The following is a 26755-nucleotide window of genomic DNA, read 5'->3' on the forward strand; positions in this document are numbered from 1 at the left end:
ATGCCGCGAAATTTTGTTAGTTAAGTGTAAATTTCTGCGCCAATGCCTGTTATTTCACCTTCACCAGGGTACGACCTTGCACCTGGTTATTGATGATGGCATCGGCGAACTTCGGCGCATCCGCTAGCGTAATCTCCGTGGCGGCCTGAGCATAGAACGATTCCGGCAGATCCTTAACCAAACGCGCCCAGGCTTCTGCGCGACGTGCCGGTGGGGTCATCACCGAGTCCACCCCTTGCAAACGTACATTACGCAGAATGAATGGCATGACGGTGGTCGGCAGCGCGAAGCCGCCCGCCAGGCCGCAGGCGGCCACGCAGCCACCGTAGTTCATCTGTGCCAGGACTTTCGCCAGCACTTTATCGCCAACGGTATCAATTGCACCGGCCCACAGTTGTTTTTCCAACGGGCGAGATTCAGCAAACTCATCGCGGCTGAGAATACGATTCGCGCCCAGGCTCTTCAGATAGTCGTGGGTGCTTTCGCGTCCTGATACTGCCACAACCTGATAGCCCAGCTTATGCAGTAATGCCACGGCAGTGCTGCCCACGCCGCCGCTGGCGCCGGTGACGACAATCTCACCGTCTTGCGGGCGAATACCTGCATCCTCAAGCGCCATGACGCACAGCATGGCGGTAAAACCGGCGGTGCCGATGACCATCGCTTTGCGCCCGTCCAGCCCTTGCGGCAGCGCTACCAGCCAGTCGCCTTTGACGCGCGCACGTTCAGCCAGCCCGCCCCAATGGTTTTCACCCACACCCCAGCCGGTCAGTAAGACTTCCTGACCCGCATGAAAACGGGGATCTTCGCTTGCACGCACGGTACCGGCGAAATCAATGCCAGGAATCATCGGAAAGTTGCGGATGATTTTACCCTTGCCAGTGATAGCCAGGGCGTCTTTATAGTTCAGGCTCGACCAGTGGACATCCACCGTTACATCGCCTTCCGGGAGCTGGTTTTCGTCGAGGGGTTGAACGGATGCGAGGGTTTTTCCGTCCTGCTGTTCTAAGATCAAAGCCTGCATAACCTGTCCTCAATTCGTATAGTGGATTGGAAAATTGTTAATGAAGACTATACTCGCTAATCAAAACATGATGCCGATTCTGCGCAATAAATTGCCAGATATACCTGATTTGGTAGTATGCCCCCATAGTTTGCATAAATTGGCGGATTTTGCGTTCAGTTTTGCATTTTCGAGTCGCTTTATCTCTTTCACACCTGTTTCATAACTGTCGGAGTTAACACAAGGATGCGATTAACGACGAAATTCTCAGCTTTTGTCACGCTGCTTACTGGGTTAACGATCTTTGTGACTCTGATTGGCTGCTCGCTGAGTTTCTACAACGCTATTCAATATAAGTTTACTACGCGAGTGCAGGCGGTGGCGACGGCGATTGATACACATCTTGTCTCCCGCGATTTCGTTTCGCTGACGCCGCAAATCGATGAACTGATGGTTTCTGTTGATATCGTGCGTATCGAGTTGCTGCAAGGGGAGCATATAGTGTATGACCACTCCCGAACCAGCAGCTACCGTCCGGCAGGAACGAACAACCTCTACCGCGACATCACCGTACCGTTGGTCAAGCATCCGGGCATGTCAGTTCGCCTGGTTTATCAGGATCCGATGGGCAACTATTTCCATTCGCTACTGACTACCGCGCCGCTCACACTGGCCATTGCGTTTATTATTCTGATGCTCTTTTTGTCGGTACGCTGGCTTCAGCGTCAGCTTTCAGGCCAGGAGTTACTGGAGATTCGTTCCACGCGTATTCTGAACGGTGAACGCGGGTCGAATGTACGAGGAACGGTCTATGAATGGCCAGCGCGCACCAGCAGTGCGCTCGATATGTTGCTGACTGAAATTCAAAATGCCCGCGAGCAACGCAGCCGACTGGACACCCTGATTCGTTCCTATGTTGCGCAGGATACAAAAACCGGGCTGAGTAACCGTCTGTTTTTTGATAACCAGTTGGCCACGCTGTTGGAAGATCAAGAAAAGGTGGGAGCGCATGGCGTCGTGATGATGGTGCGTCTGCCGGACTTTACTCTGCTGCGAGATAGCTGGGGAATCACCCTGGCGGAAGAACAAATTTCAACGCTAATCAATTTGTTGTCGACGTTTATGACGCGTTATCCGGGGGCATTGCTGGCGCGCTACCACCGTAGCGATTTTGCCATCCTGTTGCCACATCGCACGCTGAAAGAAGCCGAAAGCATCGCCGGGCAATTATTAAAAGCGGTCGATGCGCTTCCGACTAATAAAATGATCGATCGTGCCGATATGGTTCATATTGGCATTTGCGTTTGCCGCAGTGGTCAGTCGACGGAACAGGTGATGGATCATGCTGAGGCCGCCACCCGGAATTCGGTCCTGCAGGGTGGGAACAGCTGGTCGGTCTATGATGACTCCCTGCCGGAAAAAGGCCGGGGCAACGTGCGCTGGCGGACGCTGATTGAACAGATGCTCAGCCGGGGCGGGCCGAGAATATATCAAAAACCTGCGGTAACGCGTGAAGGACGGGTACACCACCGGGAACTGATGTGCCGTATTTTTGATGGCAGCGAAGAGGTTATTTCGGCGGAATATATGCCGATGGTGCTGCAGTTTGGCCTGGCTGAAGAGTATGACCGTTTACAGTTAAGTCGTCTGATCCTGCTTTTGGGCTACTGGCCGCAGGAAAGCCTGGCGATGCAGATAACGGTTGAATCGCTAATTCGCCCACGTTTTCAGCGCTGGCTGCGTGATACGTTGATGCAGTGCGAAAAATCACTACGCAAACGCATAATTATTGAACTTGCTGAGGCAGATGTTTGTCAACATATCAGCCGATTACAGCCCGTCATTCGATTGATGGATGCGCTAGGGGTACGGATCGCCGTTACGCAGGCCGGTTTAACGCTGGTGAGCACCAGTTGGATTAAAGAGCTTAACGTTGAGTTATTGAAGCTGCATCCAAGCCTGGTGAGGAATATTGATAAGCGAACCGAAAACCAACTGTTGGTTCAAAGCCTGGCGGAGGCCTGTTCAGGCACGCCAACGCAGGTTTATGCCACGGGAGTTCGTTCGCGTAGCGAGTGGCATACGCTGACGGAACGCGGAGTTGCTGGTGGGCAAGGGGATTTTTTTGCCGCATCACAGCCACTTGACACTAACGTGAAAAAATATTCGCAAAGATATTCGGTTTAACCTGCCGTTTAATTCGTTTTCACGTAGAATAACGCGCGCTGTGCCTTCTGGGGGTGTGCTTGTCTGCTCGCCAGGTTGTAACAGCAAACATGCAGGTGAATGACCTTTGACAGGTTGCAAACAAAAGCGAGGAATGCTGCTGATTTTTTCAGCCCTGATGGACTCAGGCCGGTTTTGTAACAAAGGAAACGAACTGCACTAATTTTCACCGTAGCAGATGATTTTTGCGCCTTGTCGCTGCTGCGTGTGGTTGGTAAAGTAAGCGGATTTTGTTTTCCGCCCCAGCTTTCAGGATTATCCCTTAGTATGTTGAAAAAATTTCGTGGCATGTTTTCCAATGACCTGTCCATTGACCTGGGTACCGCGAATACCCTTATTTATGTAAAAGGACAAGGCATCGTATTGAATGAGCCTTCTGTTGTGGCCATTCGTCAGGATCGTGCCGGTTCGCCGAAAAGCGTGGCTGCAGTAGGTCATGATGCGAAGCAGATGCTGGGTCGTACGCCGGGCAATATCGCTGCAATTCGCCCAATGAAAGACGGCGTTATCGCTGACTTCTTCGTGACTGAAAAAATGCTCCAGCACTTTATCAAACAAGTGCACAGCAATAGCTTCATGCGCCCAAGCCCGCGCGTACTGGTGTGTGTACCGGTTGGCGCAACCCAGGTTGAACGCCGTGCGATCCGTGAATCCGCTCAGGGCGCAGGCGCCCGTGAAGTCTTTCTGATCGAAGAGCCGATGGCGGCCGCGATTGGTGCGGGTCTGCCAGTTTCTGAAGCAACCGGCTCAATGGTTGTGGATATCGGTGGTGGTACCACTGAAGTTGCCGTTATCTCCCTGAACGGCGTGGTTTACTCTTCTTCCGTACGTATTGGTGGTGACCGCTTCGACGAAGCCATCATTAATTACGTTCGTCGTAACTACGGTTCTCTGATTGGTGAAGCCACCGCAGAACGTATTAAACACGAAATCGGTTCCGCTTATCCGGGCGATGAAGTCCGCGAGATCGAAGTACGCGGCCGTAACCTGGCAGAAGGTGTTCCACGCGGCTTTACCCTGAACTCCAACGAGATTCTGGAAGCGCTGCAGGAACCGCTGACCGGTATCGTGAGCGCGGTAATGGTTGCTCTGGAACAGTGTCCGCCAGAGCTGGCGTCAGACATCTCCGAGCGCGGTATGGTGCTGACCGGTGGCGGTGCGCTGCTGCGTAACCTTGATCGTCTGTTAATGGAAGAAACCGGTATTCCAGTTGTTGTTGCTGAAGATCCGCTGACCTGCGTGGCGCGCGGTGGCGGCAAAGCACTGGAAATGATCGATATGCACGGCGGCGACCTGTTCAGCGAAGAGTAATCGGACGCAGGTAGGGTGGCCCGCGGGTTGCCCTTCCGCTCTGATACGAGAATACGCATAGACTATGAAGCCAATTTTTAGCCGTGGCCCGTCGCTACAGATTCGCCTTATTCTGGCGGTGCTGGTGGCGCTCGGCGTTATTATTGCCGACAGCCGCCTGGGTACGTTTAGTCAAATCCGAACGTACATGGATACCGCCGTCAGTCCTTTCTACTTTATCTCTAATGGTCCTCGTGAATTACTCGACGGCGTGTCGCAAACGCTGGCTTCGCGTGACCAACTCGAACTTGAAAACCGGGCGCTGCGTCAGGAACTGCTGCTGAAAAATAGCGAGCTGCTGATGCTGGGGCAATATAAACAGGAGAACGCGCGTTTGCGCGAGCTGCTGGGATCGCCATTGCGTCAGGACGAACAAAAGATGGTGACGCAGGTCATCTCAACGGTTAATGACCCATACAGCGATCAGGTCGTGATCGACAAAGGGAGCGTTAACGGCGTCTACGAAGGTCAGCCAGTTATCAGCGACAAAGGTGTAGTGGGTCAGGTCGTTGCTGTAGCAAAACTGACCAGCCGCGTACTGCTGATTTGCGATGCGACGCATGCTCTGCCAATCCAGGTTCTGCGTAACGATATTCGCGTCATTGCTGCGGGCAACGGTTGTACGGACGATCTTCAGCTTGAACATCTGCCGGCGAACACCGACATTCGCGTTGGCGATGTGCTGGTGACTTCCGGTTTGGGTGGACGCTTCCCGGAAGGTTATCCGGTTGCTGTTGTTTCTTCCGTTAAGCTGGACACTCAGCGTGCTTATACCGTCATTCAGGCTCGTCCGACCGCGGGTTTGCAGCGTTTGCGCTATCTGCTGCTGTTGTGGGGAGCCGATCGTAATGGCGCCAATCCGATGACGCCGGAAGAAGTACACCGTGTTGCCAATGAACGTTTGATGCAAATGATGCCGCAAGTTCTGCCTGCGCCAGATGCCATGGGGCCGCCTGCGCCAGTACCGGCACCTGCTACAGGCGTCACTACAGCGCCTACGGACACCACGTCGCCACAACCTGCTCCGCGTAAGCCGGGAGGACAGTAAGTGGCAAGCTATCGTAGCCAGGGGCGTTGGGTTATTTGGCTTTCGTTCCTTATTGCACTGTTGCTGCAAGTTATGCCCTGGCCGGATGACATTCTTGTTTTCCGGCCAAACTGGGTGCTGCTCATCTTGTTGTATTGGATTCTGGCGCTACCGCATCGCGTAAATGTGGGCACAGGGTTCGTGGTGGGTGCCATACTGGATCTCATTAGCGGTTCCACGCTTGGCGTGCGGGCCTTGTCGATGAGTATCATTGCCTATCTGGTCGCGCTGAAATTCCAACTATTCCGCAACCTCGCGCTCTGGCAACAGGCGCTGGTGGTCGTGTTGTTATCACTGGTCGTGGATATTATTGTTTTCTGGGCCGAGTTTTTAGTGATCAATGTCTCTTTCAGACCTGAAGTGTTCTGGAGTAGTGTAGTGAATGGTGTGCTCTGGCCATGGCTATTCTTACTGATGCGTAAAATCCGTCAGCAGTTTGCGGTGCAATAAAGGTTGATATGAATACTCTGTATCTTGCTTCAGGTTCTCCACGTCGTCAGGAACTGCTCGCTCAACTTGGTATCACGTTTGAACGGCTGGTTCCTGGGATTGAAGAACAGCGGCACCCGCAGGAAAGCGCGCAGCAGTACGTTTCTCGTCTGGCGCGCGAAAAAGCGCAGGCTGGCGTTGCGTTGGCGCAGCGCGATTTGCCGGTATTGGGTGCGGATACCATTGTTATTCTTAACGGTGAAGTGCTGGAAAAACCGCACGACGCCGCCCATGCCGCCGCAATGCTGCGTAAGCTGTCGGGCAACACGCATCAGGTCATGACTGCCGTGGCATTGGCCGATCGCCAGCACAGTCTGGACTGTCTGGTGGTGACGGAAGTGACATTCAGAGCACTCACCGATGAGGACATCGCGGGTTATGTTGCCAGCGGTGAACCAATGGATAAAGCAGGTGCATACGGTATTCAAGGGTTGGGTGGCTGTTTTGTCAGGAAGATAAATGGCAGCTATCACGCCGTAGTCGGCTTACCGCTGGTAGAAACGTATGAGTTGCTGACCAATTTTAACGCACTGCGTGAGCAAAGGGATAAACATGACGGCTGAATTGTTGGTAAACGTAACGCCATCGGAAACACGGGTGGCTTACATTGATGGCGGTATTCTGCAGGAAATTCATATTGAACGTGAGGCGCGACGTGGAATCGTAGGCAATATCTACAAAGGTCGTGTAAGTCGTGTACTTCCGGGTATGCAGGCGGCTTTTGTAGATATTGGACTGGATAAAGCCGCATTTCTTCACGCTTCAGACATCATGCCACACACCGAATGCGTGGCCGGTGAAGAACAAAAACAGTTCACCGTGCGCGACATTTCTGAACTGGTTCGCCAGGGCCAGGATTTGATGGTGCAGGTGGTAAAAGATCCGCTGGGTACTAAGGGCGCTCGTCTGACGACGGACATTACGCTGCCTTCCCGTTATCTTGTTTTTATGCCGGGCGCGTCGCACGTTGGCGTTTCCCAACGTATCGAAAGCGAAAGCGAACGCGAACGTCTGAAAAAAGTGGTAGCCGATTACTGTGATGAGCAGGGCGGATTTATTATTCGTACAGCGGCGGAAGGCGTATGCGAAGAGGATCTGGCCTCGGATGCTGCCTACCTGAAGCGCGTCTGGACGAAAGTCATGGAGCGCAAAAAACGTCCGCAAACGCGCTACCAGATGTATGGCGAACTTGCGCTGGCGCAGCGCGTTTTGCGTGATTTTGCCGATGCCCAGCTTGATCGGATCCGCGTCGACTCTCGCCTGACCTATGAGGCGTTGCTGGAATTTACGGCGGAGTACATTCCCGAGATGACCAGCAAGCTGGAGCATTACAGCGGACGTCAGCCTATTTTCGATCTCTTTGACGTTGAGAATGAAATCCAGCGCGCGCTGGAACGCAAGGTTGAGCTGAAATCCGGCGGCTATTTGATCATCGATCAAACCGAAGCGATGACCACCGTGGATATCAATACCGGCGCGTTTGTTGGACATCGTAATCTCGACGACACTATTTTTAATACTAATATTGAAGCAACGCAGGCCATTGCGCGTCAGCTGCGTCTGCGTAACCTGGGCGGCATTATCATTATCGATTTTATCGACATGAATAATGAAGATCATCGGCGCCGGGTGTTGCACTCTCTGGAGCAGGCTCTGAGCAAGGACCGCGTAAAAACCAGCATTAACGGTTTTTCACAGCTGGGCCTGGTGGAGATGACGCGTAAGCGCACGCGTGAAAGCGTGGAGCATGTGCTGTGCAATGAGTGCCCTACCTGTCATGGACGCGGTACCGTGAAAACGGTGGAAACCGTATGCTATGAAATCATGCGCGAAATTGTCCGCGTACACCATGCATACGACTCCGATCGCTTCCTGGTTTATGCATCTCCGGCAGTGGCAGAAACCCTGAAAGGCGAAGAGTCGCATGCGCTGGCGGAAGTCGAAATCTTTGTGGGTAAACAGGTCAAAGTCCAGGTTGAACCGCTCTATAACCAGGAGCAGTTCGACGTCGTAATGATGTAATTGAGTAGTAGCACCAGCGCATGTAGGCCGGATAAGGCGCAAGCGCCGCCATCCGGCAATATACACTCAAGGGGTGTGAGTCACATTTTTTTGCAGACAAGGAGAGGCGCGTGAGGCGATTGCCGGGGATATTACTGCTCACTGGAGCCGCATTCGTTGTCATTGCAGCGCTGATGGTCAGTGGACTGCGCCTTGCGCTACCTCATCTTGATAGCTGGCGTCCGGCCATTCTCGGTAAGATTGAATCCGCGACTGGCCTGCCCGTTACCGCCAGCCAGCTATCCGCCAACTGGCAAAATTTCGGCCCTACGCTTGAAGCGCGTGATATCCACGCTCAGCTCAAAGACGGCGGTGAGTTTTCGGTAAAACGCGTCACGTTAGCGCTGGATGTCTGGCAAAGTTTACTGCACATGCGCTGGCAGTTTCGCGATCTCACCTTCTGGCAATTGCAGTTGCGCACCAATACCCCTATCCAGAGTAGTGAAAGCGGTGATGGAATTGAAGCGGGTCACCTCAGCGATCTCTTCCTGCGTCAGTTCGATCATTTCGATCTCCGCGACAGTCAAATCAGCTTTTTAACCCTCTCAGGCCAGCGCGCTGAACTGGCGATCCCACAGCTTACCTGGCTGAACGGTAAAAACCGGCATCGCGCTGAGGGGCAGGTCAGTCTCTCCAGTCTGACCGGTCAACATGGCGTTATGCAGGTGCGCATGGATCTGCGCGACGACAATGGGCTGTTGAATAATGGTCGGGTCTGGCTGCAGGCAGACGACATTGACGTCAAACCGTGGCTGGGCAAATGGATGCAGGATAATGTCGCGTTGCAAACCGCGCGTTTTAGCCTGGAAGCATGGATGACGATCAATAAAGGCGTCGTTTCCGGAGGCGATGTCTGGCTGAAGAAAGGCGGCGCCAGCTGGCTGGGTAACAACCGCACGCATACGCTCTCCGTGGATAACCTGACGGCGCACATTAGCCGCGAACAGCCGGGCTGGCAATTCTCTATTCCCGATACCCGTATCACCATGGATGATAAACCCTGGCCAAGCGGGGCGTTAACGCTGGCCTGGATCCCTGAGCAGGAAGTCGGTGGTGAGAATAACAAGCGCAGTGACGAGCTACGCATTCGCGCCAGCAATCTGGAGCTGGCTGGATTAGAAGGGCTGCGCCCGATGGCGGCTAAGTTATCGCCAGCGCTGGGGGATATTTGGCGCGCCACGCAGCCAAGCGGCAAAATTGATGTGCTGGCGCTGGATATCCCATTACAGGCAACAGAAAAGACCCGTTTCCAGTCCTCGTGGACCAATCTGGCCTGGAAACAGTGGAAGTTGTTACCGGGGGCGGAGCATTTCTCCGGTACGCTTTCGGGCAGCGTGGAAAATGGTGCGCTTACCGCCTCCATCAAGCAAGCCCGCATGCCGTATGAGAGCGTCTTCCGCGCACCATTGGAAATAGAAAACGGCGTGGCGACGCTAAGCTGGCTGAAGAATGATAAAGGTTTTCAGTTAGATGGGCGCAATATTGATGTCAAAGCGAAAGCGGTACATGCGCGCGGTGGTTTTCGCTATCTGCAACCGACCGGTGACGAGCCATGGTTAGGCATTCTGGCGGGGATCAGTACTGATGACGGCTCTCAGGCCTGGCGCTACTTCCCTGAAAATCTGATGGGCAAAGAGCTGGTTGACTACCTCAGCGGCGCGATTCAGGGCGGCGAAGCGGATAATGCCACGTTGGTGTATGGCGGTAACCCGCATTTGTTCCCATATCTGCATAATGAAGGGCAGTTTCAGGTCCTGGTGCCGTTACGCAATGCTAAATTCGCCTTTCAGCCCGACTGGCCTGCGTTGACTGACCTCAATATTGAACTGAACTTCATTAACGACGGTCTGTGGATGAAAACGGATGGCGTTAATTTAGGCGGCGTAAAAGCCAGCAATCTGACGGCCAATATTCCCGACTATGCAAAAGAAAAACTGCTGATTGATGCCGACATCAACGGGCCGGGCAAAGCGGTTGGACCTTATTTTGATGATACGCCGCTAAAAGATTCTCTTGGCGCCACGCTTGAGCAGTTGCAGATTGATGGCGATGTGAATGCTCGCTTACATCTCGATATCCCGTTGGATGGCTCGCTGGTTACGGCCAAAGGTGATGTCAATCTGCGTAATAACAGTCTGTTTATTAAACCGCTCGACAGCACGTTGAAGAATTTGACCGGTAAATTCAGCTTTGTGAACGGCGATCTGCAGAGTGAGCCGATGACGGCAAACTGGTTTAATCAGCCGCTGAACGTCGATTTTTCCACTACCGAAGGGGCCAAAGCCTATCAGGTGGCGGTGAATCTGCAAGGCGACTGGCAGCCAAACCGTATGGGGATTTTGCCGACGCAGGTGAACGATGCGTTAAGCGGCAGTATGGCGTGGAATGGCAAGGTGGATATCAATCTTCCGTATCATGCCGGGGCGACCTACGACATTGCGTTAAAGAGTGACCTGAAGAATGTAAGTAGTCACTTACCTGCTCCACTGAATAAGGCGGCCGGTGAGGCGCTGCCGGTAAACGTGAAGGCCAACGGCAATCTGCGCAGCTTTGATCTCACCGGCAACGCAGGGAGCAAGAATCACTTCAACAGCCACTGGCTGCTGAATCAGAAGCTGACCCTTGACCGCGCTATCTGGACGTCGGAAAGCCGCACCGTGCCCGCGTTACCCGATCAGCAAGGCATTGAGCTCAATCTTCCCCCTATGGACGGCGCGCAATGGCTGGCCTTGTTCCAGAAAGGCGCTGCGGATAACGTTGGCTCGAACGCCAACTTCCCGCAACGCATCACGGTACGTACGCCATCGTTATCCCTGGGGGGGCAGCAGTGGAACAATTTAAGTATTGTGTCTGAGCCTTCGGGCAACGGTTCCAGCGTGCAGGCGCAGGGGCGTGAGATCAACGCCACGCTGGCTATGCGCAATAACGCCCCGTGGCTGGCGAACATTAAATACCTCTATTACAACCCGAGCGCCGCAAAGCCTTCTCCCGGCACAGCGCCAGCGTCGCCTTTCTCTACCATCAATAACGTCAGCTTCCGTGGCTGGCCGGATGTTCAACTCCGCTGTGCAGAGTGTTGGCTGTGGGGACAGAAATATGGACGTATTGATGCCGATGTGGCGATCAAAGGCGATACGCTCTCGTTGAGCAACGGTCTGTTGGATACCGGCTTTGCCAGACTGACTGCCGATGGTGAATGGGTGAATGTGCCGGGTAAAGAGCGTACGTCACTGAAGGGAAAACTGAACGGCAAAAAAATTGACTCTGCCGCCGGTTTCTTTGGCGTATCGACGCCGATTCGTAACTCTTCGTTCAATGTGGAGTACGACCTGCACTGGCGTAATCCACCGTGGGATCCGGATGAAGCGTCGCTGAATGGGATTTTGCGCACCCGGTTGGGCAAAGGTGAGCTTACCGAACTCAGTACCGGACATGCGGGGCAACTGTTACGCCTGTTAAGCTTTGACGCGTTGCTACGTAAACTGCGCTTTGATTTTAGCGATACCTTCAGTGAAGGCTTCTATTTCGACTCCATTCGCAGCACGGCGTGGATTAAGGATGGTGTGATGCATACCGACGACACGCTGGTGGACGGTCTGGAAGCTGACATCGCGATGAAAGGCTCGGTGAATCTGGTACGCCGCGAACTGGATATGGAAGCGGTTGTCGCGCCTGAAATTTCTGCCACCGTTGGGGTTGCCGCCGCGTTCGCCGTCAACCCGATTGTCGGCGCGGCGGTGTTTGCCGCCAGTAAGGTTCTGGGGCCGCTGTGGAGTAAAGTTTCGATTCTGCGTTACCGTATCACCGGTCCGGTTGATAAGCCGCAGATTAACGAAGTTCTGCGTCAGCCGCGCAAAGAAAGCCAGCAATGATTTGACGGGGGCAAGTAATTGCCCCAATCTCAGTACATAGTATTGCCGGATGGAGCAGCGCTTATCCGGCCTACAGTAGCCTAACAACGTAGGCCGGATAAGGCGTTTTTGCCGCCATCCGGCAGAATTAAATGAGTAACAAAACGATGAGTCTGAACCTGGTAAGTGAACAATTGCTAGCGGCGAATGGCCTGAAACATCAGGATCTGTTTGCCATTCTGGGCCAACTGGCCGAACGCCGTCTCGATTACGGCGATCTCTATTTTCAGTCGAGCTATCACGAATCCTGGGTTTTAGAAGATCGCATCATTAAAGATGGTTCTTACAATATCGATCAGGGTGTTGGCGTACGCGCCATCAGCGGCGAAAAAACGGGGTTTGCTTATGCAGACCAGATTAGCCTGTTGGCGCTGGAGCAAAGTGCGCATGCTGCCCGGACTATTGTGCGCGACAGTGGTGACGGCAAAGTAAAAACGCTGGGTGCGGTAGAGCATCAGGCGCTTTACACTTCGGTCGATCCGTTACAAAGCATGAGCCGCGAAGAGAAACTGGATATTCTGCGTCGCGTTGACCGCGTTGCGCGTGCTGCTGACAAGCGCGTTCAGGAAGTGACCGCCAGCTTGACCGGTGTTTATGAGCTGATTCTGGTGGCGGCGACCGACGGTACGCTGGCCGCGGATGTCCGTCCACTGGTGCGTTTGTCCGTCAGCGTACAGGTCGAAGAAGACGGTAAACGTGAGCGCGGCGCGAGCGGTGGCGGCGGTCGCTTTGGCTATGACTATTTCCTTGGCGATCTCGATGGTGACGTTCGTGCCGACGCGTGGGCGAAAGAGGCTGTGCGCATGGCGCTGGTCAATCTGTCCGCAGTAGCCGCGCCGGCAGGTACGTTACCGGTGGTACTCGGCGCTGGCTGGCCTGGCGTTCTGCTGCACGAAGCGGTCGGTCATGGTCTGGAAGGCGACTTTAACCGCCGTGGTACCTCGGTATTTAGCGGTCATATGGGTGAACTGGTCGCGTCAGAACTGTGTACCGTAGTGGATGATGGCACAATGGCGGACCGTCGTGGATCCGTGGCTATTGATGACGAAGGTACACCGGGCCAGTACAACGTGCTGATCGAAAACGGTATTCTGAAAGGCTACATGCAGGACAAACTGAATGCGCGCCTGATGGGTGTGGCGCCAACGGGTAACGGACGCCGTGAATCTTACGCGCATCTGCCGATGCCGCGGATGACCAACACCTATATGCTGCCGGGCAAATCCACGCCGCAGGAAATCATTGAATCCGTCGAATACGGCATTTATGCGCCGAACTTCGGCGGTGGTCAGGTGGATATCACCTCCGGGAAATTTGTGTTCTCAACGTCCGAAGCGTATCTGATTGAAAACGGTAAAGTGACCAAACCCGTGAAAGGCGCGACGCTGATTGGCTCCGGTATCGAAGCGATGCAGCAAATTTCGATGGTAGGTAACGATCTGAAACTGGATAACGGCGTAGGCGTTTGCGGTAAAGAAGGGCAAAGCCTGCCGGTGGGCGTGGGCCAGCCGACGCTGAAGGTCGATAATTTGACGGTCGGCGGCACCGCATAGCATCATGATCCAGGCCCGATAAGCGTCAGTGCCATCGGGCATCTTGCCGGATGCGGCGTCAACGCCTTATCCGGCCTGGACTCTTTTATTTCTCTTTCCCTCGACCATACATTCCCTGAAACAGCTGCGCCACATCGACAAAATAATCCGTCAGATAGTTAATCACTACCTGAACCTTAAGCGGCAGTTTGTCTTTTTCGGTGTACAGCGCATAGACCGGACGCGGATCCGACTGGTAGCGGGGAAGCAGGATCTCCACTTCGCCGCGATTGATCTCATTGATCACCCACATCAATGGTACATAGGCAATACCCGCGCCTGCGGCCAGCCAGCGCACCAGCGTCATCGGATCGTTAGTGACGAAGCGCCCTTCTGGAATCAGGCGGGTAGAGATCCCCTCCGGGGCGATAAGCTCGAATTCGTTATCCGGGCGCACGCTATATTCCAGCCATGAGTGATTGCTGAGATCGGCAGGTTTTTCCGGAACGCCAAACTGGGCGAGATAACTTTTAGCGGCGCAGACCACCATCGGCATGGCTCCCAGACGACGTGAAAACAGGCTGGAGTCTTGTAACGCGCCGACGCGGATGACCACGTCCAGGCCATCAGCAATTAAATCCGGTGCCGGGATGCCGGTGACCAGATTTACCGTCAGGCCGGGGTACTCTTTCAGCATTTTCGCCGTCAGCCCGGCGAGGACATTTTGTGCCATGGTTGAAGAACAGCCAATACGCAATGTGCCGATAGGAGTGTTATTAAAGGCATACAGCTGCTCATGCACATCCTGCGCTTCGTGCAGCATTCGACGGCAGCCCTGATAATAAATTTTACCGGCTTCGGTTAGCCCAATGCTGCGCGTACTGCGGTTTAGCAGCTTGACCTGTAGTTCATCTTCCAGTTTAGAGACGGTCTGGCTTATCGATGAAACGCTCATTTGCAGCTGTCTTGCAGCGGCAGTGAAGGAGCCCAGTTCGACAACTTTGGCGAACACCGACATACGTTTTAATCGTTCCATTATTCACTCTGGCTTAAAAGTGATTTAGATCACATAATATAGATAACAGCATAACAGTTACGTTAATATATTATTATTCAAATAACGGCTATGTCGCTCTCGCCTGGCTCATCCTTGCCCTTCTCTGCGGTGACATACGCTAGAAAATCTATCACCTGCACTCTCTTAAGCTACCAAGGTCAACATGAGTCTGTTTCCCGTTATCGTGGTGTTTGGTCTGTCCTTCCCACCGATTTTTTTCGAATTGCTTTTGTCACTGGCGATTTTCTGGCTGGTGCGCCGGGTGCTGGTTCCAACTGGCATCTATGATTTTGTCTGGCATCCGGCTCTGTTTAACACCGCGCTGTATTGCTGCCTGTTCTATTTAATAACGCGCCTGTTCGTTTGAGGTTGAAGTGAAAACACTAACAAAAAAACTCTCCCGTACGGCCATGACTCTCGTACTGGTCATTCTGGCCTTCATTGCTATTTTTCGCGCATGGGTGTTCTACACCGAGTCGCCGTGGACGCGTGATGCGCGTTTCAGCGCTGATGTCGTCGCCATTGCGCCGGACGTTGCGGGTCTTATTTCCAACGTTAACGTCCATGATAACCAACTGGTGAAAAAGGATCAGGTGCTGTTTACCATCGACCAGCCGCGCTATAAAAAAGCCCTCGAACAGGCTGAAGCCGACGTCTCTTATTACCAGGTTCTGGCGCAGGAAAAACGTCAGGAAGCCGGTCGTCGTAACCGTCTGGGCGTGCAGGCCATGTCTCGTGAAGAGATTGATCAGTCTAACAACGTACTGCAAACCGTATTACACCAGTTGGCGAAGGCGCAAGCGACCCGCGATTTGGCAAAATTGGATCTTGAACGTACCGTTATTCGTGCGCCAGCGGATGGTTGGGTGACTAACCTGAATGTTTACAGCGGCGAATTTATTACCCGTGGCTCCACGGCGGTAGCGCTGGTAAAACAGCACTCGTTCTATGTCCTGGCGTATATGGAAGAAACCAAGCTGGAAGGCGTACGCCCTGGATATCGCGCTGAAATTACCCCGCTTGGTAGCAATAATGTGTTGAAGGGTACCGTTGATAGCGTGGCAGCTGGCGTAACGAATGCCAGCAGCACGCGAGACGCAAAAGGTATGGCGACCATTGATTCCAATCTTGAATGGGTCCGTCTGGCACAACGTGTACCGGTGCGCATTCGTCTTGATGAGCAGCAGGGAACCCTGTGGCCAGCCGGGACGACGGCTACCGTTGTTATCACCGGTAAGCAGGATCGCGATGCCAGTCAAGAATCCTTCTTCCGTAAAATGGCGCACCGCCTGCGCGAGTTCGGTTAATTGCGATGGGTATTTTTTCCATTGCTAACCAGCATATCCGCTTCGCGGTAAAACTGGCGTGCGCAATTGTTCTGGCGCTGTTCGTTGGTTTTCACTTTCAGCTTGAGACTCCGCGTTGGGCGGTGTTAACCGCAGCAATTGTGGCAGCAGGCCCGGCTTTTGCCGCCGGTGGGGAACCCTATTCAGGCGCCATCCGCTACCGCGGGATGCTGCGTATCGTCGGCACATTTATTGGCTGTATTGCCGCCCTGATCATTATTATCAGCATGATCCGCGCTCCGTTGTTGATGATCCTGGTGTGTTGTATCTGGGCCGGTTTTTGTACCTGGATCTCGTCGCTGGTGAAGATCGAGAATTCCTATGCCTGGGGACTTTCGGGTTATACGGCGCTGATCATCGTCATTACTATCCAGGCTGAACCGTTGTTGACACCGCAATTTGCACTTGAGCGTTGCAGCGAGATTGTGATGGGGATTGTCTGCGCCATTGTTGCCGATCTGCTCTTTTCGCCCCGCTCGGTGAAACAGGAAATTGATGTCGAACTGGACAGCCTGCTGGTGGCGCAGTATCAGCTTATGCAGTTGTGTATAAAGCATGGCGACAGTGAAGAAGTGGACAAAGCCTGGGGCGATTTAGTCCGCCGAACGGCGGCGCTGGAGGGCATGCGCAGCAACCTCAATATGGAGTCTTCACGTTGGGTGCGTGCTAATCGCAGACTCAAAGCATTAAACACGCTGTCGCTCACGCTCATTACTCAGTCCTGTGAAACTTACCTTATTCAAAATACCCGCCCGGAACTTATCACCGACACCTTCCGCGAGTTGTTCGATACCCCGGTTGAAACGGTGCAGGATGTCCATAAACAGTTGAAGCGGATGCGTCGGGTTATTGTCTGGACTGGCGAACGTGAAACACCGGTAACGATTTATAGCTGGGCAGGTGCGGCGACGCGCTACTTGCTACTGAAACGCGGTGTGGTGAGTAATACAAAAATTAGCGCGACGGAAGAAGAGATCCTGCAAGGCGAGCCGGTAGTGAAAGTGGAGTCCGCCGAGCGTCACCATGCGATGGTCAACTTCTGGCGTACCACGCTCTCCTGTGTGCTGGGCACCTTATTCTGGCTGTGGACCGGCTGGACATCCGGCAGCGGCGCGATGGTGATGATTGCGGTTGTCACCTCGCTGGCAATGCGCCTGCCTAACCCTCGGATGGTGGCGATAGATTTTATCTACGGTACGTTGGCGGCATTACCACTCGGGGCGCTCTATTTTCTGGTGATTATCCCCAATACGCAGCAAAGTATGCTGTTGTTGTGTCTGAGCCTGGCCGTGCTGGGATTCTTTCTGGGAATCGAGGTGCAGAAACGACGGCTGGGATCGATGGGCGCGCTGGCCAGCACCATTAATATCATCGTGCTGGATAACCCGATGACCTTCCACTTTAGCCAGTTTCTTGACAGTGCGCTGGGGCAGATTGTTGGTTGTGTGCTGGCGTTTATCGTCATTCTGCTGGTGCGCGATAACTCGCGGGACAGAACTGGTCGCGTGTTACTCAACCAGTTTGTCTCCGCGGCGGTTTCTGCAATGACTACCAACGTGGTTCGTCGTAAAGAAAACCACCTTCCGGCGCTTTATCAGCAGTTGTTTTTACTGATGAACAAATTCCCCGGCGACCTGGCGAAGTTTCGCCTGGCGCTGACGATGATTATCGCGCATCAGCGTCTGCGCGATGCGCCGGTACCGGTAAATGAGGATTTATCTGCCTTCCATCGCCAGCTGCGTCGCACCGCCGATCATGTGATTTCAGCAGGAAATGACGATAAACGCCGCCGCTACTTTAGCCAGTTGCTGGAAGAGCTTGAGATCTATCAGGAGAAGTTAATCATCTGGCAAGCCCCTCCACAGGTGACCGAGCCGGTAAAACGACTCAGTGGGATGCTACACAAATACCAGCACGCGCTGACCAGCAATTAAGCACAAAAAACCGATGCCAGAAGCGTCGGTTTTTTTATGGCTATACTTACCTGAAATGCGGGAGGCCCTGCATATTGGTGGTCCGTAGAGTGACTGGCGTCGGGATGGTGGCTATAGATGAACATCTATACGTTTGATTTTGACGAGATAGAAGACCAGGGTGATTTCTACCGCGAGTTCACGCGCGCATTTGGTCTGACCCGGGAAAAAGTGGTCGATTTAGATTCTCTGTGGGAGGTCGTTACCGGAGATGTTTTGCCGCTGCCGGTGGAGATTGAATTTGTCCATTTGCCGGACAAACTACGCAGGCGATATGGCGCATTAATATTACTGTTCGATGAAGCGGAAGAAGAGCTGGAAGGGCAGTTGCGTTTTAATGTTCATCACTCAATGTAAGGTACAAAAAAGCCCCCGGCAGGCGGGGGCAAGTCGTCGGTTTAGACGACGAGGGTTTATTTGTACAGTTCTGCAGTCGCGTGCCAGTGAGCACCTTCACGGAGTTCGGTGACGCGATAGCTGCTGGCACCCGCTTTTTCAGCTTTAGCGGCGATAGCCTGACGCATATCCATTGGTGAACTACCGATCTGAGATACAGAGATGCTACCCATGGATTGCAGGTTCTGTGCTTCTTGTGAGTTCACCTGAGTAACCGCGGCGCTTGCACCGAAAGAGAGAACAGAAAGAAGACTTAAAGTTGCAACAGTAGTTTTGATTTTCATGATATTTACCTCGTCGAATTCTTTTATTGTGGGTCTTGTTTCGTGACCCTCATCACAAAATCAAGTATACACTAATAACGCGATAAATTAATACCACGCTAATTGTTTCTATGGTTATTACGTTTTAAGAAGATTATTTTTTATAACTTAAAGGAATTAAAACTGGCGTTTTTAACATTCATATAGAATTAAATTAAGTAAAATCAATGAGATACTGTATTTTGCAAAATGTGCGTTTTTCAGCCTTCATATTCACTATGTGAACGAATTTTAGCGGTTAAACGCACCATTTGTTAAATGAATGGCAGTGGAAAATAGAACCAAGAGGGGGAAGCAGAGGTTTTTCCCCGCCGGGAGACGACGGGGAAGGAGGTATTACAGTTCTTGTTCGAACAGCTCCAGAATGGCTTCGTACAGATCTTTTACCGTAAAACCCTTGGCTGGCGTGGTGAAGATGGTATCGTCACCGGCAATCGTTCCCAAAATACCTTCCGCTTTACCCAACGAATCCAACAGACGGGCAATCAACTGGGCGGCGCCGGGGCTGGTGTGAATAACCACGACCGCATCGTTGTAGTCGATATCCAGTACCAAATTTTTCAGCGGGCTGGAGGTTGTCGGCACCCCCAACTCAGCCGGCAGGCAGTACACCATTTCCATTTTCGCATTGCGTGTACGCACGGCGCCAAACTTGGTCAGCATGCGTGAAACCTTGGACTGATTGATATTATCAAAGCCCTGATCCTGCAAGGCGAGGACGATTTCGCCCTGAGAGCTGAACTTTTCTTCTTTAAGTAGCGCTTTAAACGCCTTCACTAATTCTTCTTGTTTTGCCGAGCTTCGCATAAGTCACCCGTAATATGGCGGTAGAATCAACATTATTGTGCATACAGATGAATTTTTATGCAAACGGTCTGCCCTGGTAAAGGCTGAAATAATGTTATGAAAGAGCGGAATTTTATCAAATTTCGTTATCAAGAAACATGCCTGTGTCACGGCTCACAAATAAGGTTAAAAGTAAATTAATTGTTATCAAATTGATGTTGTTTTGAGAGGTGGGTAGGGTATATTGTCAGCACCTGTTGGAAAGTTGCTCTACTGTGCGGGTGGTTTTGAATTACGTAACTTAGGTTTTATTTTACGTAAGTTAAATGCATAAAAGCCAAATTTGCGTGACTACGCATTCTTGACGCGTGGTTGTTGTATTCGTTGGATTTGTGAATTAAGGTCGCCGCCGCGGAGCAATAGACACTTTGCTTATCAATATAATAAGGAGTTTAGGATGAAAGTTGCAGTCCTCGGCGCTGCTGGTGGTATCGGTCAGGCGCTAGCATTACTGTTAAAAACCCAACTGCCTTCAGGTTCAGAACTCTCCCTGTATGACATCGCTCCAGTAACGCCTGGTGTGGCCGTTGATTTGAGCCATATCCCTACTGCTGTGAAAATCAAAGGCTTCAGCGGCGAAGACGCTACCCCTGCACTGGAAGGTGCTGATGTGGTACTGATCTCTGCGGGCGTCGCGCGTAAACCGGGTATGGATCGTTCCGACCTGTTCAACGTCAACGCCGGTATCGTGAAGAACCTGGTGCAGCAGGTTGCTAAAACCTGTCCGAAAGCATGTATCGGTATTATCACCAACCCGGTAAACACGACCGTTGCTATCGCTGCAGAAGTGCTGAAAAAAGCAGGCGTATACGATAAGAACAAACTGTTTGGCGTGACCACGCTGGACATTATCCGCTCCAATACCTTTGTTGCGGAACTGAAAGGCAAACAGCCTGGCGACGTTGAAGTCCCGGTTATTGGCGGCCACTCTGGCGTGACCATTCTGCCATTGCTGTCACAAATTCCTGGCGTGAGCTTCACCGAGCAAGAAGCGGCTGACCTGACCAAACGTATCCAGAACGCGGGTACTGAAGTTGTGGAAGCTAAAGCCGGTGGCGGATCTGCTACCCTGTCTATGGGTCAGGCCGCAGCACGTTTCGGCCTGTCACTGGTTCGCGCACTGAGCGGCGAAAAAGGCGTGGTTGAATGTGCTTACGTTGAAGGCGACGGCCAGTATGCTCGCTTCTTCTCTCAGCCGTTGCTGCTGGGCAAAAACGGCGTAGAAGAGCGTCAGTCCATCGGTAAGCTGAGCGCGTTTGAGCAAAGCGCGCTGGAAGGCATGCTGGACACGCTGAAGAAAGATATCACTCTGGGCGAAGAATTCGTTAAGTAACGCGAAGAGAGGCCAGCGTGTATTTGTAGGCCTGAAAGCTGCGCGCTATCAGGCATTACGTGCTAACTCTCGACGATATCGCCTAATAAAAACCGGAGCCAATGTGCTCCGGTTTTTCATGGTAAGTAAGCAGCCAGGACGTGACGTTAGTTGGTGGCCGGGTATTCCTGAATCGTCACCTGCAGCGTCAGCTGTTTGTCATCGCGCATCACGACCACGGAGATGACCGAACCTGGGCGAATTTCGGCCACCTGATCCATGGTCTCAAGAGCGGATACTGCCGGTTTATTATTGACCGAAATGATCAGATCGTTGACCTGAATACCTGCCTGGGCTGCCGGACCGTCCGGAGCCACTTCGTTAACCACTATCCCCTGAATTTGATCCATCCCGCTGCCTTGCGCGTGCAGTGGCGCAATTTCACGACCGCTGATGCCGATATAGCCGCGAATCACGCGCCCATCACGAATCAGCTTATCCATAATTTTGGTTGCCAACTGAAACGGAATGGCAAAGCCAATACCTTCCGGGGTTTCGCCGTCGTTACTCTTATCAAATGACAGCGTATTAATGCCCATCAGTTCACCCAATGAGTTGACCAGCGCACCGCCGGAGTTACCGTGGTTGATGGAGGCATCCGTTTGCAGGAAGTTTTGGCGTCCTGTCGGGTTTAGCCCAATACGGCCGGTGGCGCTAATGATCCCCTGGGTAATGGTTTGCCCAAGGTTGTACGGGTTACCGATGGCGAGCACCACATCGCCAATGTGCGGCACGCGCTTGTTATTAATGGGGATGGTCGGCAGTCCGCCAGTCGCATTGATTTTCAGCACCGCAAGGTCGGTTAACGTATCAGAGCCCACGAGCAGCGCTTCAAATACACGTCCATCCTGTAATGCGACGATGATTTGGTCAGCATCATTAATGACGTGCTTATTGGTAATGATATAGCCGCGCTGATCCATGATAACGCCTGAGCCGAGCGTACGGATCTCAAGCTGGTTATGCGCAGTGCTGTTCATACTGCGGTTATAAACGTTAACGACGGCAGGTGCAGCACGGCGAACCGCTGGGTTATAGCTGGCGGGCGTTTCATCTGCACTGTCGAACTGCGGTGTGGTAAGAGTATTAATTTTGCGCAGAGAGGGCATCGCCGCCAGCAGAATGGCGCCGACGATTAAACCAATCGCGACCGAACGTAAAAGCTTCACAAACATGATGGCGGCGTCATTAAAAAAGGGAACGGCAGCAGCATATCACGAGTTTACCGGACATCACACGGGGAGGGGATGTCCGGTTTAATGCGTTAACGCAGGAGCAGGTAAATACTCTCGTTACCGCGAACCACTTGCAGAGCAATGATCGACGGCTTCGTTTCCAGCACCTTACGCATTTCGGCAATCGAGTTTACGCGATCGCGGTTAACGCCAATGATAACGTCATCTTTATGCAGACCGGCCTGCGCGGCTGGGCTACTTTTTTCAACGTTATCAATTTTGATGCCTTTGGTGCCATCTTTTAACTGACCATCGCTGAGCGTAGCGCCTTGCAACGCAGGGGCGATCATTTCCGCGCTGGCGGACGATGACGTGCTGGTATCAAGGGTGACTTCAACCTCCAGCGGTTTACCGTTACGCAGTAGCCCCAGTTTGACCTTGGTTCCTGGTTCAGTTGTCGCAATGCGTGAACGCAGTTCGGCAAAGCTGCTGAGTGGTTTATCGTTGAGACTGGTAATGACGTCACCGGATTTCACCCCCGCCTTGGCAGAACCTGAGTTAGGCAGAACCTCGCTGACAAACGCGCCGCGTTGCACATTCAGATTGAACGCTTTGGCGATGTCGGCGGTCATTTCGGTACCTTTAATCCCTAACAGACCGCGTTTGATTTCGCCAAACTGCATCAACTGTTGCGCCAGCGTGCGCGCCATGTTGCTCGGAATCGCAAAGCCAATGCCGATGCTGCCGCCGCCGGGCGCCAGAATCGCGGTGTTAATGCCAATCAACTCACCGTTGAGGTTAAGTAACGCGCCGCCGGAGTTTCCCCGGTTGATAGAGGCGTCGGTCTGAATAAAGTTTTCCAGACCCTCCAGGTTCAGACCGCTGCGACCCAACGCCGATACAATGCCGGAAGTGGCGGTTTGCCCGAGACCGAACGGGTTACCCACGGCTACCGCGAAATCACCCACGCGGAGTTTGTCGGAGTCGGCAATGGCGATTTGCGTCAGGTTACTGGGGTGTTGAATTTGCAGCAGGGCGATATCGCTCTGATCGTCACTGCCGATCAGCTTCGCCTCGAACTCTCGGCCATCGTTAAGCTGAACGCTGATTTTTTGCGCCTGATTAATGACGTGGTTATTGGTCAGGACGTAGCCTTTTGCGGCATCAATGATGACCCCTGAGCCCAGCCCTTCAAAAGGTTGTGAAGGTTGGTCGGGAAGCTCATCACCAAAAAACTTTTTAAACTCTTCCGGGACTTTCTGTCCTTGGACAGCGGTGCCTTCGACCCTAACGCTCACCACGGCAGGTAACACTTTCTCCAGCATCGGGGCGAGGCTGGGAAGCGCAGCCTGACCGGGAACCTGGCCGGGAATCGACGCAACGGCCGGGAATGGCGCCGAGAGAGTTAACCCGACACTTAACGCTAATGCACTCAACAGCTGGGTTTGTTTTTTCATGGATCCTGCTCTCGTACCTTGAGTAAACGGAAGATGATTCAAAACAGTTTGATGTTATTGAATTTTCGGTTTGGTCACAATGAGGCTAACGACTAAATAATAGCTGGGACGGGAAGAGAAGCGGAGGGCGCAATTACTGCGCCCAATAAATTTCTTAATGATGTGCGTTTAGTCGCGCTTTGCGCCACTACGCAGCAGGCCGGAGGCCCCTTCAGAATAGTCACGCGGCATCTGAACCGGCGCCTGATCGTTGCCAGCTTCGGACTCTGCCAGACGATTACGGAACGGGTTGTTTTCCGGCGACATACCTGGCAGCAGGTTGCTCGAGCTTTTCGCCATATGCTGGTAGATCTGACGATAATCGTCCGCCATGTTATCCAGCAATTCAGCGCTGCGGGCAAAGTGGCTCACCAGCTCTTCGCGGTACTCTTCCAGCTCAGCTTTATTTTTTTCCAGTTCGTACTGCAATGCCTGCTGTTGGCGTAATTTACGATTACCAAAACGCATGGCTACAGCACCAATAATGATACCGACGACTAACCCAATTAGCGCATATTCCCAGGTCATGAACATCTCCCGTTGTCTTGTGTTTCCGTAGGGTGTTGGCTTTAGGCTCCATGCCTGCGCCTGATTATGCCACTATAACCGCTAATCCCGTAGAAGTGGAATCCCGTGTTTATATCACGTAATGTAGAACGGCCTTTTTTTCGTCAACCGTGAGCGACGGCACATCGATTCTCAAGGAATAACAATAACATCATGCAAAGCCTTTCCCCGACATCGCGTTACCAGCAAGCCCTTAAAGAGGGCACTCATCAGCCCGACAGCGTACAACAAGAAGCCGCGAATCGACTGGAAACCATTTTCCAGGCGCTAACGACGCCAGCTCGACCTGCGCCGCAGGAGAGTGGTCTGATGGCGCGGTTTGGCAAATTGCTGGGCAAGCGTGAGTCGCCGACCAACCTGCCGGTGCGTGGTTTGTATATGTGGGGCGGAGTCGGACGTGGAAAGACCTGGCTGATGGATCTGTTCTACCATAGTCTGCCGGGGGGGCGTAAACAGCGTTTGCACTTTCACCGTTTTATGCTGCGCGTCCATGAAGAGCTTACCGCCCTGCAGGGGCATAGCGATCCGCTGGAAATCATTGCCGACCGCTTTAAGGCCGAAACGGACGTGCTGTGCTTTGACGAATTTTTTGTTTCTGATATCACCGACGCCATGCTGCTTGGCGGCTTAATGAAGGCGCTGTTTGCCCGAGGCATCACGCTGGTGGCGACCTCGAATATTCCGCCTGACGAACTGTATCGTAACGGTTTGCAACGCACGCGTTTTCTTCCTGCCATTGATGCCATCAAGCAGCATTGTGACATCATGAATGTCGATGCCGGCGTCGATTATCGTCTGCGCACCTTAACGCAGGCGCATTTGTGGTTGTCGCCACTGAATGATGAAACCCGCCAGCAGATGGATAAGCTGTGGCTGGCATTAGCGGGAACCCAAGGTGAACATGCGCCGACGCTGGAGATTAACCATCGTCCGATGCAGACGCTGGCCGTAGAAAACCAAACGCTGGCTGTGTCATTCACCACGCTCTGCGTCGATGCTCGCAGTCAGCATGACTATATTGCGCTGTCGCGTCTGTTCCACACGGTGCTGTTGTTTGATGTGCCGGTCATGACGATGCTGATGGAAAGCGAAGCGCGGCGCTTTATCGCGCTGGTGGATGAGTTCTACGAACGCCACGTCAAGCTGGTGGTGAGTGCGGCATCTCCCTTATATGAGATCTACCAGGGCGAGCGTCTGAAGTTTGAATTTCAGCGTTGTTTGTCGCGTTTGCAGGAGATGCAAAGCGAGGAGTACCTGAAGCGGGAACATTTAGCCGGTTAAACCTGCCGCAAATCACATAAAGGGGTCGATCTTTGACCCTGACTTCTCTATAATCTTGCGACCCCACGTTACAAGAGAGTTTTTTCCCAAAACTTTCTCGCCGGCATAGGCTATTCGAAGGGGTAGGTTTGCCGGACTTTGTCGTGTGAACCTCAACTGACTAAAACGTTTGGGTGAACACCTACGTGTAACTTATTTATTTGGGTAAGCTTTTAATGAAAACTTTTACAGCTAAACCAGAAACCGTAAAACGCGACTGGTATGTTGTTGACGCGACCGGTAAGACTCTGGGTCGTCTGGCTTCCGAACTGGCTCTGCGCCTGCGCGGTAAGCACAAAGCGGAATACACTCCGCACGTAGATACCGGTGATTACATCATCGTTCTGAACGCTGACAAAGTTGCTGTAACTGGCAACAAGCGTACTGACAAAGTGTACTATCACCACACCGGCCACATCGGTGGTATCAAGCAAGCGACCTTTGAAGAGATGATCGCTCGTCGTCCTGAGCGTGTGCTTGAAATCGCGGTTAAAGGCATGCTGCCAAAAGGCCCTCTGGGTCGTGCTATGTTCCGTAAACTGAAAGTTTACGCTGGCAACGAGCACAACCACGCGGCACAGCAACCGCAAGTTCTTGACATCTAATCGGGATTATAGGCAATGGCTGAAAATCAATACTACGGCACTGGTCGCCGCAAAAGTTCCGCAGCTCGCGTTTTCATCAAACCGGGCAACGGTAAAATCGTAATCAACCAACGTTCTCTGGAACAGTACTTCGGTCGTGAAACTGCCCGCATGGTAGTTCGTCAGCCGCTGGAACTGGTCGACATGGTTGAGAAACTGGATCTGTACATCACTGTTAAAGGTGGTGGTATCTCTGGTCAGGCTGGTGCGATCCGTCACGGTATCACCCGCGCTCTGATGGAGTACGACGAATCCCTGCGTGGCGAACTGCGTAAAGCTGGCTTCGTTACCCGTGATGCTCGTCAGGTTGAACGTAAGAAAGTCGGTCTGCGTAAAGCACGTCGTCGTCCGCAGTTCTCCAAACGTTAATTGCTTTCTGCTTTGGCAGACAACAATTTGCGAAAAAACCCGCTTCGGCGGGTTTTTTTATCACTATTTCTCTCCCTTGAACCACGGTAATCCGCTGATTGCCACCTCTTTTTTCCCATTTCAAGAATCGACTCACCACAAAGGTCACAAAATCTGGTAAACTATCATCCAATTTTCTGCCCAAATGTCAGGTATCGCTCATTTTTTGTTTG

At 52.7% G+C, this 26755-nt stretch carries 24 protein-coding genes; 16 read left to right on the forward strand and 8 right to left on the reverse strand.

What is annotated here, in order from left to right:
- Positions 1 to 49 precede the first annotated feature (49 nt).
- Complete coding sequence (locus tag KQJ18_RS10135) at positions 50 to 1024, reverse strand: MDR family oxidoreductase (RefSeq protein WP_085048626.1); 975 nt, start codon at positions 1022 to 1024, stop codon at positions 50 to 52.
- Between the two features lie 225 nt (positions 1025 to 1249).
- Between KQJ18_RS10135 and csrD the strand changes: the two genes are divergently transcribed.
- The gene (gene csrD / locus KQJ18_RS10140) at positions 1250 to 3190 is read left to right on the forward strand and encodes an RNase E specificity factor CsrD (RefSeq protein ID WP_085048627.1); all 1941 of its coding nucleotides are present in this window, start codon (positions 1250 to 1252) and stop codon (positions 3188 to 3190) included.
- Between the two features lie 8 nt (positions 3191 to 3198).
- Here the strand turns inward: csrD and KQJ18_RS10145 are convergent, their stop codons facing one another.
- Entirely contained in the window at positions 3199 to 3519 is a 321-nt protein-coding gene (locus tag KQJ18_RS10145) for a hypothetical protein (RefSeq protein WP_154050627.1), read from the reverse strand.
- Between KQJ18_RS10145 and mreB the strand changes: the two genes are divergently transcribed.
- From mreB to tldD, 7 genes are all read left to right on the forward strand, one after another.
- The gene (mreB, locus tag KQJ18_RS10150; RefSeq protein WP_000913396.1) at positions 3497 to 4540 is read left to right on the forward strand and encodes a rod shape-determining protein MreB; all 1044 of its coding nucleotides are present in this window, start codon (positions 3497 to 3499) and stop codon (positions 4538 to 4540) included. The two genes, KQJ18_RS10145 and mreB, sit on opposite strands and share 23 nt — an antisense overlap.
- 64 nt (positions 4541 to 4604) lie before the next feature.
- A complete protein-coding gene (gene mreC, locus KQJ18_RS10155; RefSeq protein ID WP_038634365.1) occupies positions 4605 to 5627 on the forward strand; it encodes a rod shape-determining protein MreC in 1023 nt (340 codons plus the stop codon).
- Positions 5628 to 6116, forward strand: a complete 489-nt coding sequence (gene mreD / locus KQJ18_RS10160; RefSeq protein WP_038634362.1) for a rod shape-determining protein MreD — start codon at positions 5628 to 5630, stop codon at positions 6114 to 6116.
- A gap of 8 nt (positions 6117 to 6124) precedes the next feature.
- The gene (locus KQJ18_RS10165; RefSeq protein ID WP_085048629.1) at positions 6125 to 6718 is read left to right on the forward strand and encodes a nucleoside triphosphate pyrophosphatase; all 594 of its coding nucleotides are present in this window, start codon (positions 6125 to 6127) and stop codon (positions 6716 to 6718) included.
- On the forward strand, positions 6708 to 8177 hold the full coding sequence (gene rng, locus KQJ18_RS10170; protein WP_038634356.1) for a ribonuclease G: 1470 nt from the start codon (positions 6708 to 6710) through the stop codon (positions 8175 to 8177). Before KQJ18_RS10165 ends, rng begins: the two co-directional genes overlap by 11 nt.
- A gap of 110 nt (positions 8178 to 8287) precedes the next feature.
- The gene (gene yhdP / locus KQJ18_RS10175; protein ID WP_085048630.1) at positions 8288 to 12088 is read left to right on the forward strand and encodes an AsmA2 domain-containing protein YhdP; all 3801 of its coding nucleotides are present in this window, start codon (positions 8288 to 8290) and stop codon (positions 12086 to 12088) included.
- Positions 12089 to 12234: 146 nt separating this feature from the next.
- Positions 12235 to 13680 carry a metalloprotease TldD gene (gene tldD / locus KQJ18_RS10180; RefSeq protein WP_038642897.1) on the forward strand — a complete coding sequence of 482 codons (1446 nt, stop codon included), beginning with the start codon at positions 12235 to 12237 and terminating at the stop codon, positions 13678 to 13680.
- A gap of 85 nt (positions 13681 to 13765) precedes the next feature.
- Here tldD and aaeR read toward each other — a convergent pair whose 3' ends face one another.
- A complete protein-coding gene (gene aaeR / locus KQJ18_RS10185) occupies positions 13766 to 14695 on the reverse strand; it encodes an HTH-type transcriptional activator AaeR (protein ID WP_038634351.1) in 930 nt (309 codons plus the stop codon).
- A gap of 184 nt (positions 14696 to 14879) precedes the next feature.
- On the opposite strand from aaeR, the gene aaeX reads away from it, so the two are divergent.
- From aaeX to KQJ18_RS10205, 4 genes are all read left to right on the forward strand, one after another.
- A complete protein-coding gene (aaeX, locus tag KQJ18_RS10190; RefSeq protein WP_003025177.1) occupies positions 14880 to 15083 on the forward strand; it encodes a p-hydroxybenzoic acid efflux pump operon protein AaeX in 204 nt (67 codons plus the stop codon).
- 7 nt (positions 15084 to 15090) lie between these two features.
- On the forward strand, positions 15091 to 16023 hold the full coding sequence (gene aaeA / locus KQJ18_RS10195; protein ID WP_038634348.1) for a p-hydroxybenzoic acid efflux pump subunit AaeA: 933 nt from the start codon (positions 15091 to 15093) through the stop codon (positions 16021 to 16023).
- A gap of 5 nt (positions 16024 to 16028) precedes the next feature.
- Positions 16029 to 17996, forward strand: a complete 1968-nt coding sequence (aaeB, locus tag KQJ18_RS10200; protein ID WP_038634345.1) for a p-hydroxybenzoic acid efflux pump subunit AaeB — start codon at positions 16029 to 16031, stop codon at positions 17994 to 17996.
- A 117-nt stretch (positions 17997 to 18113) separates the two neighbouring features.
- The gene (locus tag KQJ18_RS10205; protein WP_216421909.1) at positions 18114 to 18392 is read left to right on the forward strand and encodes a hypothetical protein; all 279 of its coding nucleotides are present in this window, start codon (positions 18114 to 18116) and stop codon (positions 18390 to 18392) included.
- 56 nt (positions 18393 to 18448) lie between these two features.
- Here the strand turns inward: KQJ18_RS10205 and yhcN are convergent, their stop codons facing one another.
- Complete coding sequence (gene yhcN, locus KQJ18_RS10210) at positions 18449 to 18715, reverse strand: peroxide/acid stress response protein YhcN (RefSeq protein WP_038634340.1); 267 nt, start codon at positions 18713 to 18715, stop codon at positions 18449 to 18451.
- Between the two features lie 375 nt (positions 18716 to 19090).
- Positions 19091 to 19561 carry a transcriptional regulator ArgR gene (gene argR / locus KQJ18_RS10215; RefSeq protein ID WP_003025162.1) on the reverse strand — a complete coding sequence of 157 codons (471 nt, stop codon included), beginning with the start codon at positions 19559 to 19561 and terminating at the stop codon, positions 19091 to 19093.
- 436 nt (positions 19562 to 19997) lie between these two features.
- Here argR and mdh point away from each other — a divergent pair, with 436 nt between their 5' ends.
- Positions 19998 to 20933 (forward strand): malate dehydrogenase, encoded by a 936-nt coding sequence (gene mdh / locus KQJ18_RS10220; protein ID WP_038634337.1) that lies wholly within the window; start codon positions 19998 to 20000, stop codon positions 20931 to 20933.
- A gap of 146 nt (positions 20934 to 21079) precedes the next feature.
- On the opposite strand, the gene degS is transcribed toward mdh, so the two are convergent.
- From degS to zapG, 3 genes are all read right to left on the reverse strand, one after another.
- Positions 21080 to 22147, reverse strand: coding sequence for an outer membrane-stress sensor serine endopeptidase DegS (gene degS / locus KQJ18_RS10225; protein ID WP_038634334.1), 1068 nt, complete (start codon positions 22145 to 22147; stop codon positions 21080 to 21082).
- Positions 22148 to 22236: 89 nt separating this feature from the next.
- Positions 22237 to 23604, reverse strand: coding sequence for a serine endoprotease DegQ (gene degQ / locus KQJ18_RS10230; protein WP_038634331.1), 1368 nt, complete (start codon positions 23602 to 23604; stop codon positions 22237 to 22239).
- Positions 23605 to 23772: 168 nt separating this feature from the next.
- A complete protein-coding gene (gene zapG, locus KQJ18_RS10235; protein WP_003025147.1) occupies positions 23773 to 24171 on the reverse strand; it encodes a Z-ring associated protein ZapG in 399 nt (132 codons plus the stop codon).
- Between the two features lie 192 nt (positions 24172 to 24363).
- Here zapG and zapE point away from each other — a divergent pair, with 192 nt between their 5' ends.
- The 3 genes from zapE (at position 24364) to rpsI (ending at position 26543) form a co-directional block, all read left to right on the forward strand.
- Positions 24364 to 25491: a cell division protein ZapE gene (zapE, locus tag KQJ18_RS10240; RefSeq protein WP_216421910.1), complete on the forward strand. Its 1128-nt coding sequence runs from the start codon at positions 24364 to 24366 to the stop codon at positions 25489 to 25491.
- A gap of 215 nt (positions 25492 to 25706) precedes the next feature.
- Positions 25707 to 26135 carry a 50S ribosomal protein L13 gene (rplM, locus tag KQJ18_RS10245; RefSeq protein ID WP_003025141.1) on the forward strand — a complete coding sequence of 143 codons (429 nt, stop codon included), beginning with the start codon at positions 25707 to 25709 and terminating at the stop codon, positions 26133 to 26135.
- A gap of 15 nt (positions 26136 to 26150) precedes the next feature.
- On the forward strand, positions 26151 to 26543 hold the full coding sequence (gene rpsI / locus KQJ18_RS10250) for a 30S ribosomal protein S9 (RefSeq protein WP_000829815.1): 393 nt from the start codon (positions 26151 to 26153) through the stop codon (positions 26541 to 26543).
- Positions 26544 to 26755: the final 212 nt, after the last annotated feature.

The sequence above is a fragment of the Citrobacter sp. S55_ASV_140 genome, from assembly GCF_018919505.1.
GTDB lineage: Bacteria > Pseudomonadota > Gammaproteobacteria > Enterobacterales > Enterobacteriaceae > Citrobacter > Citrobacter werkmanii.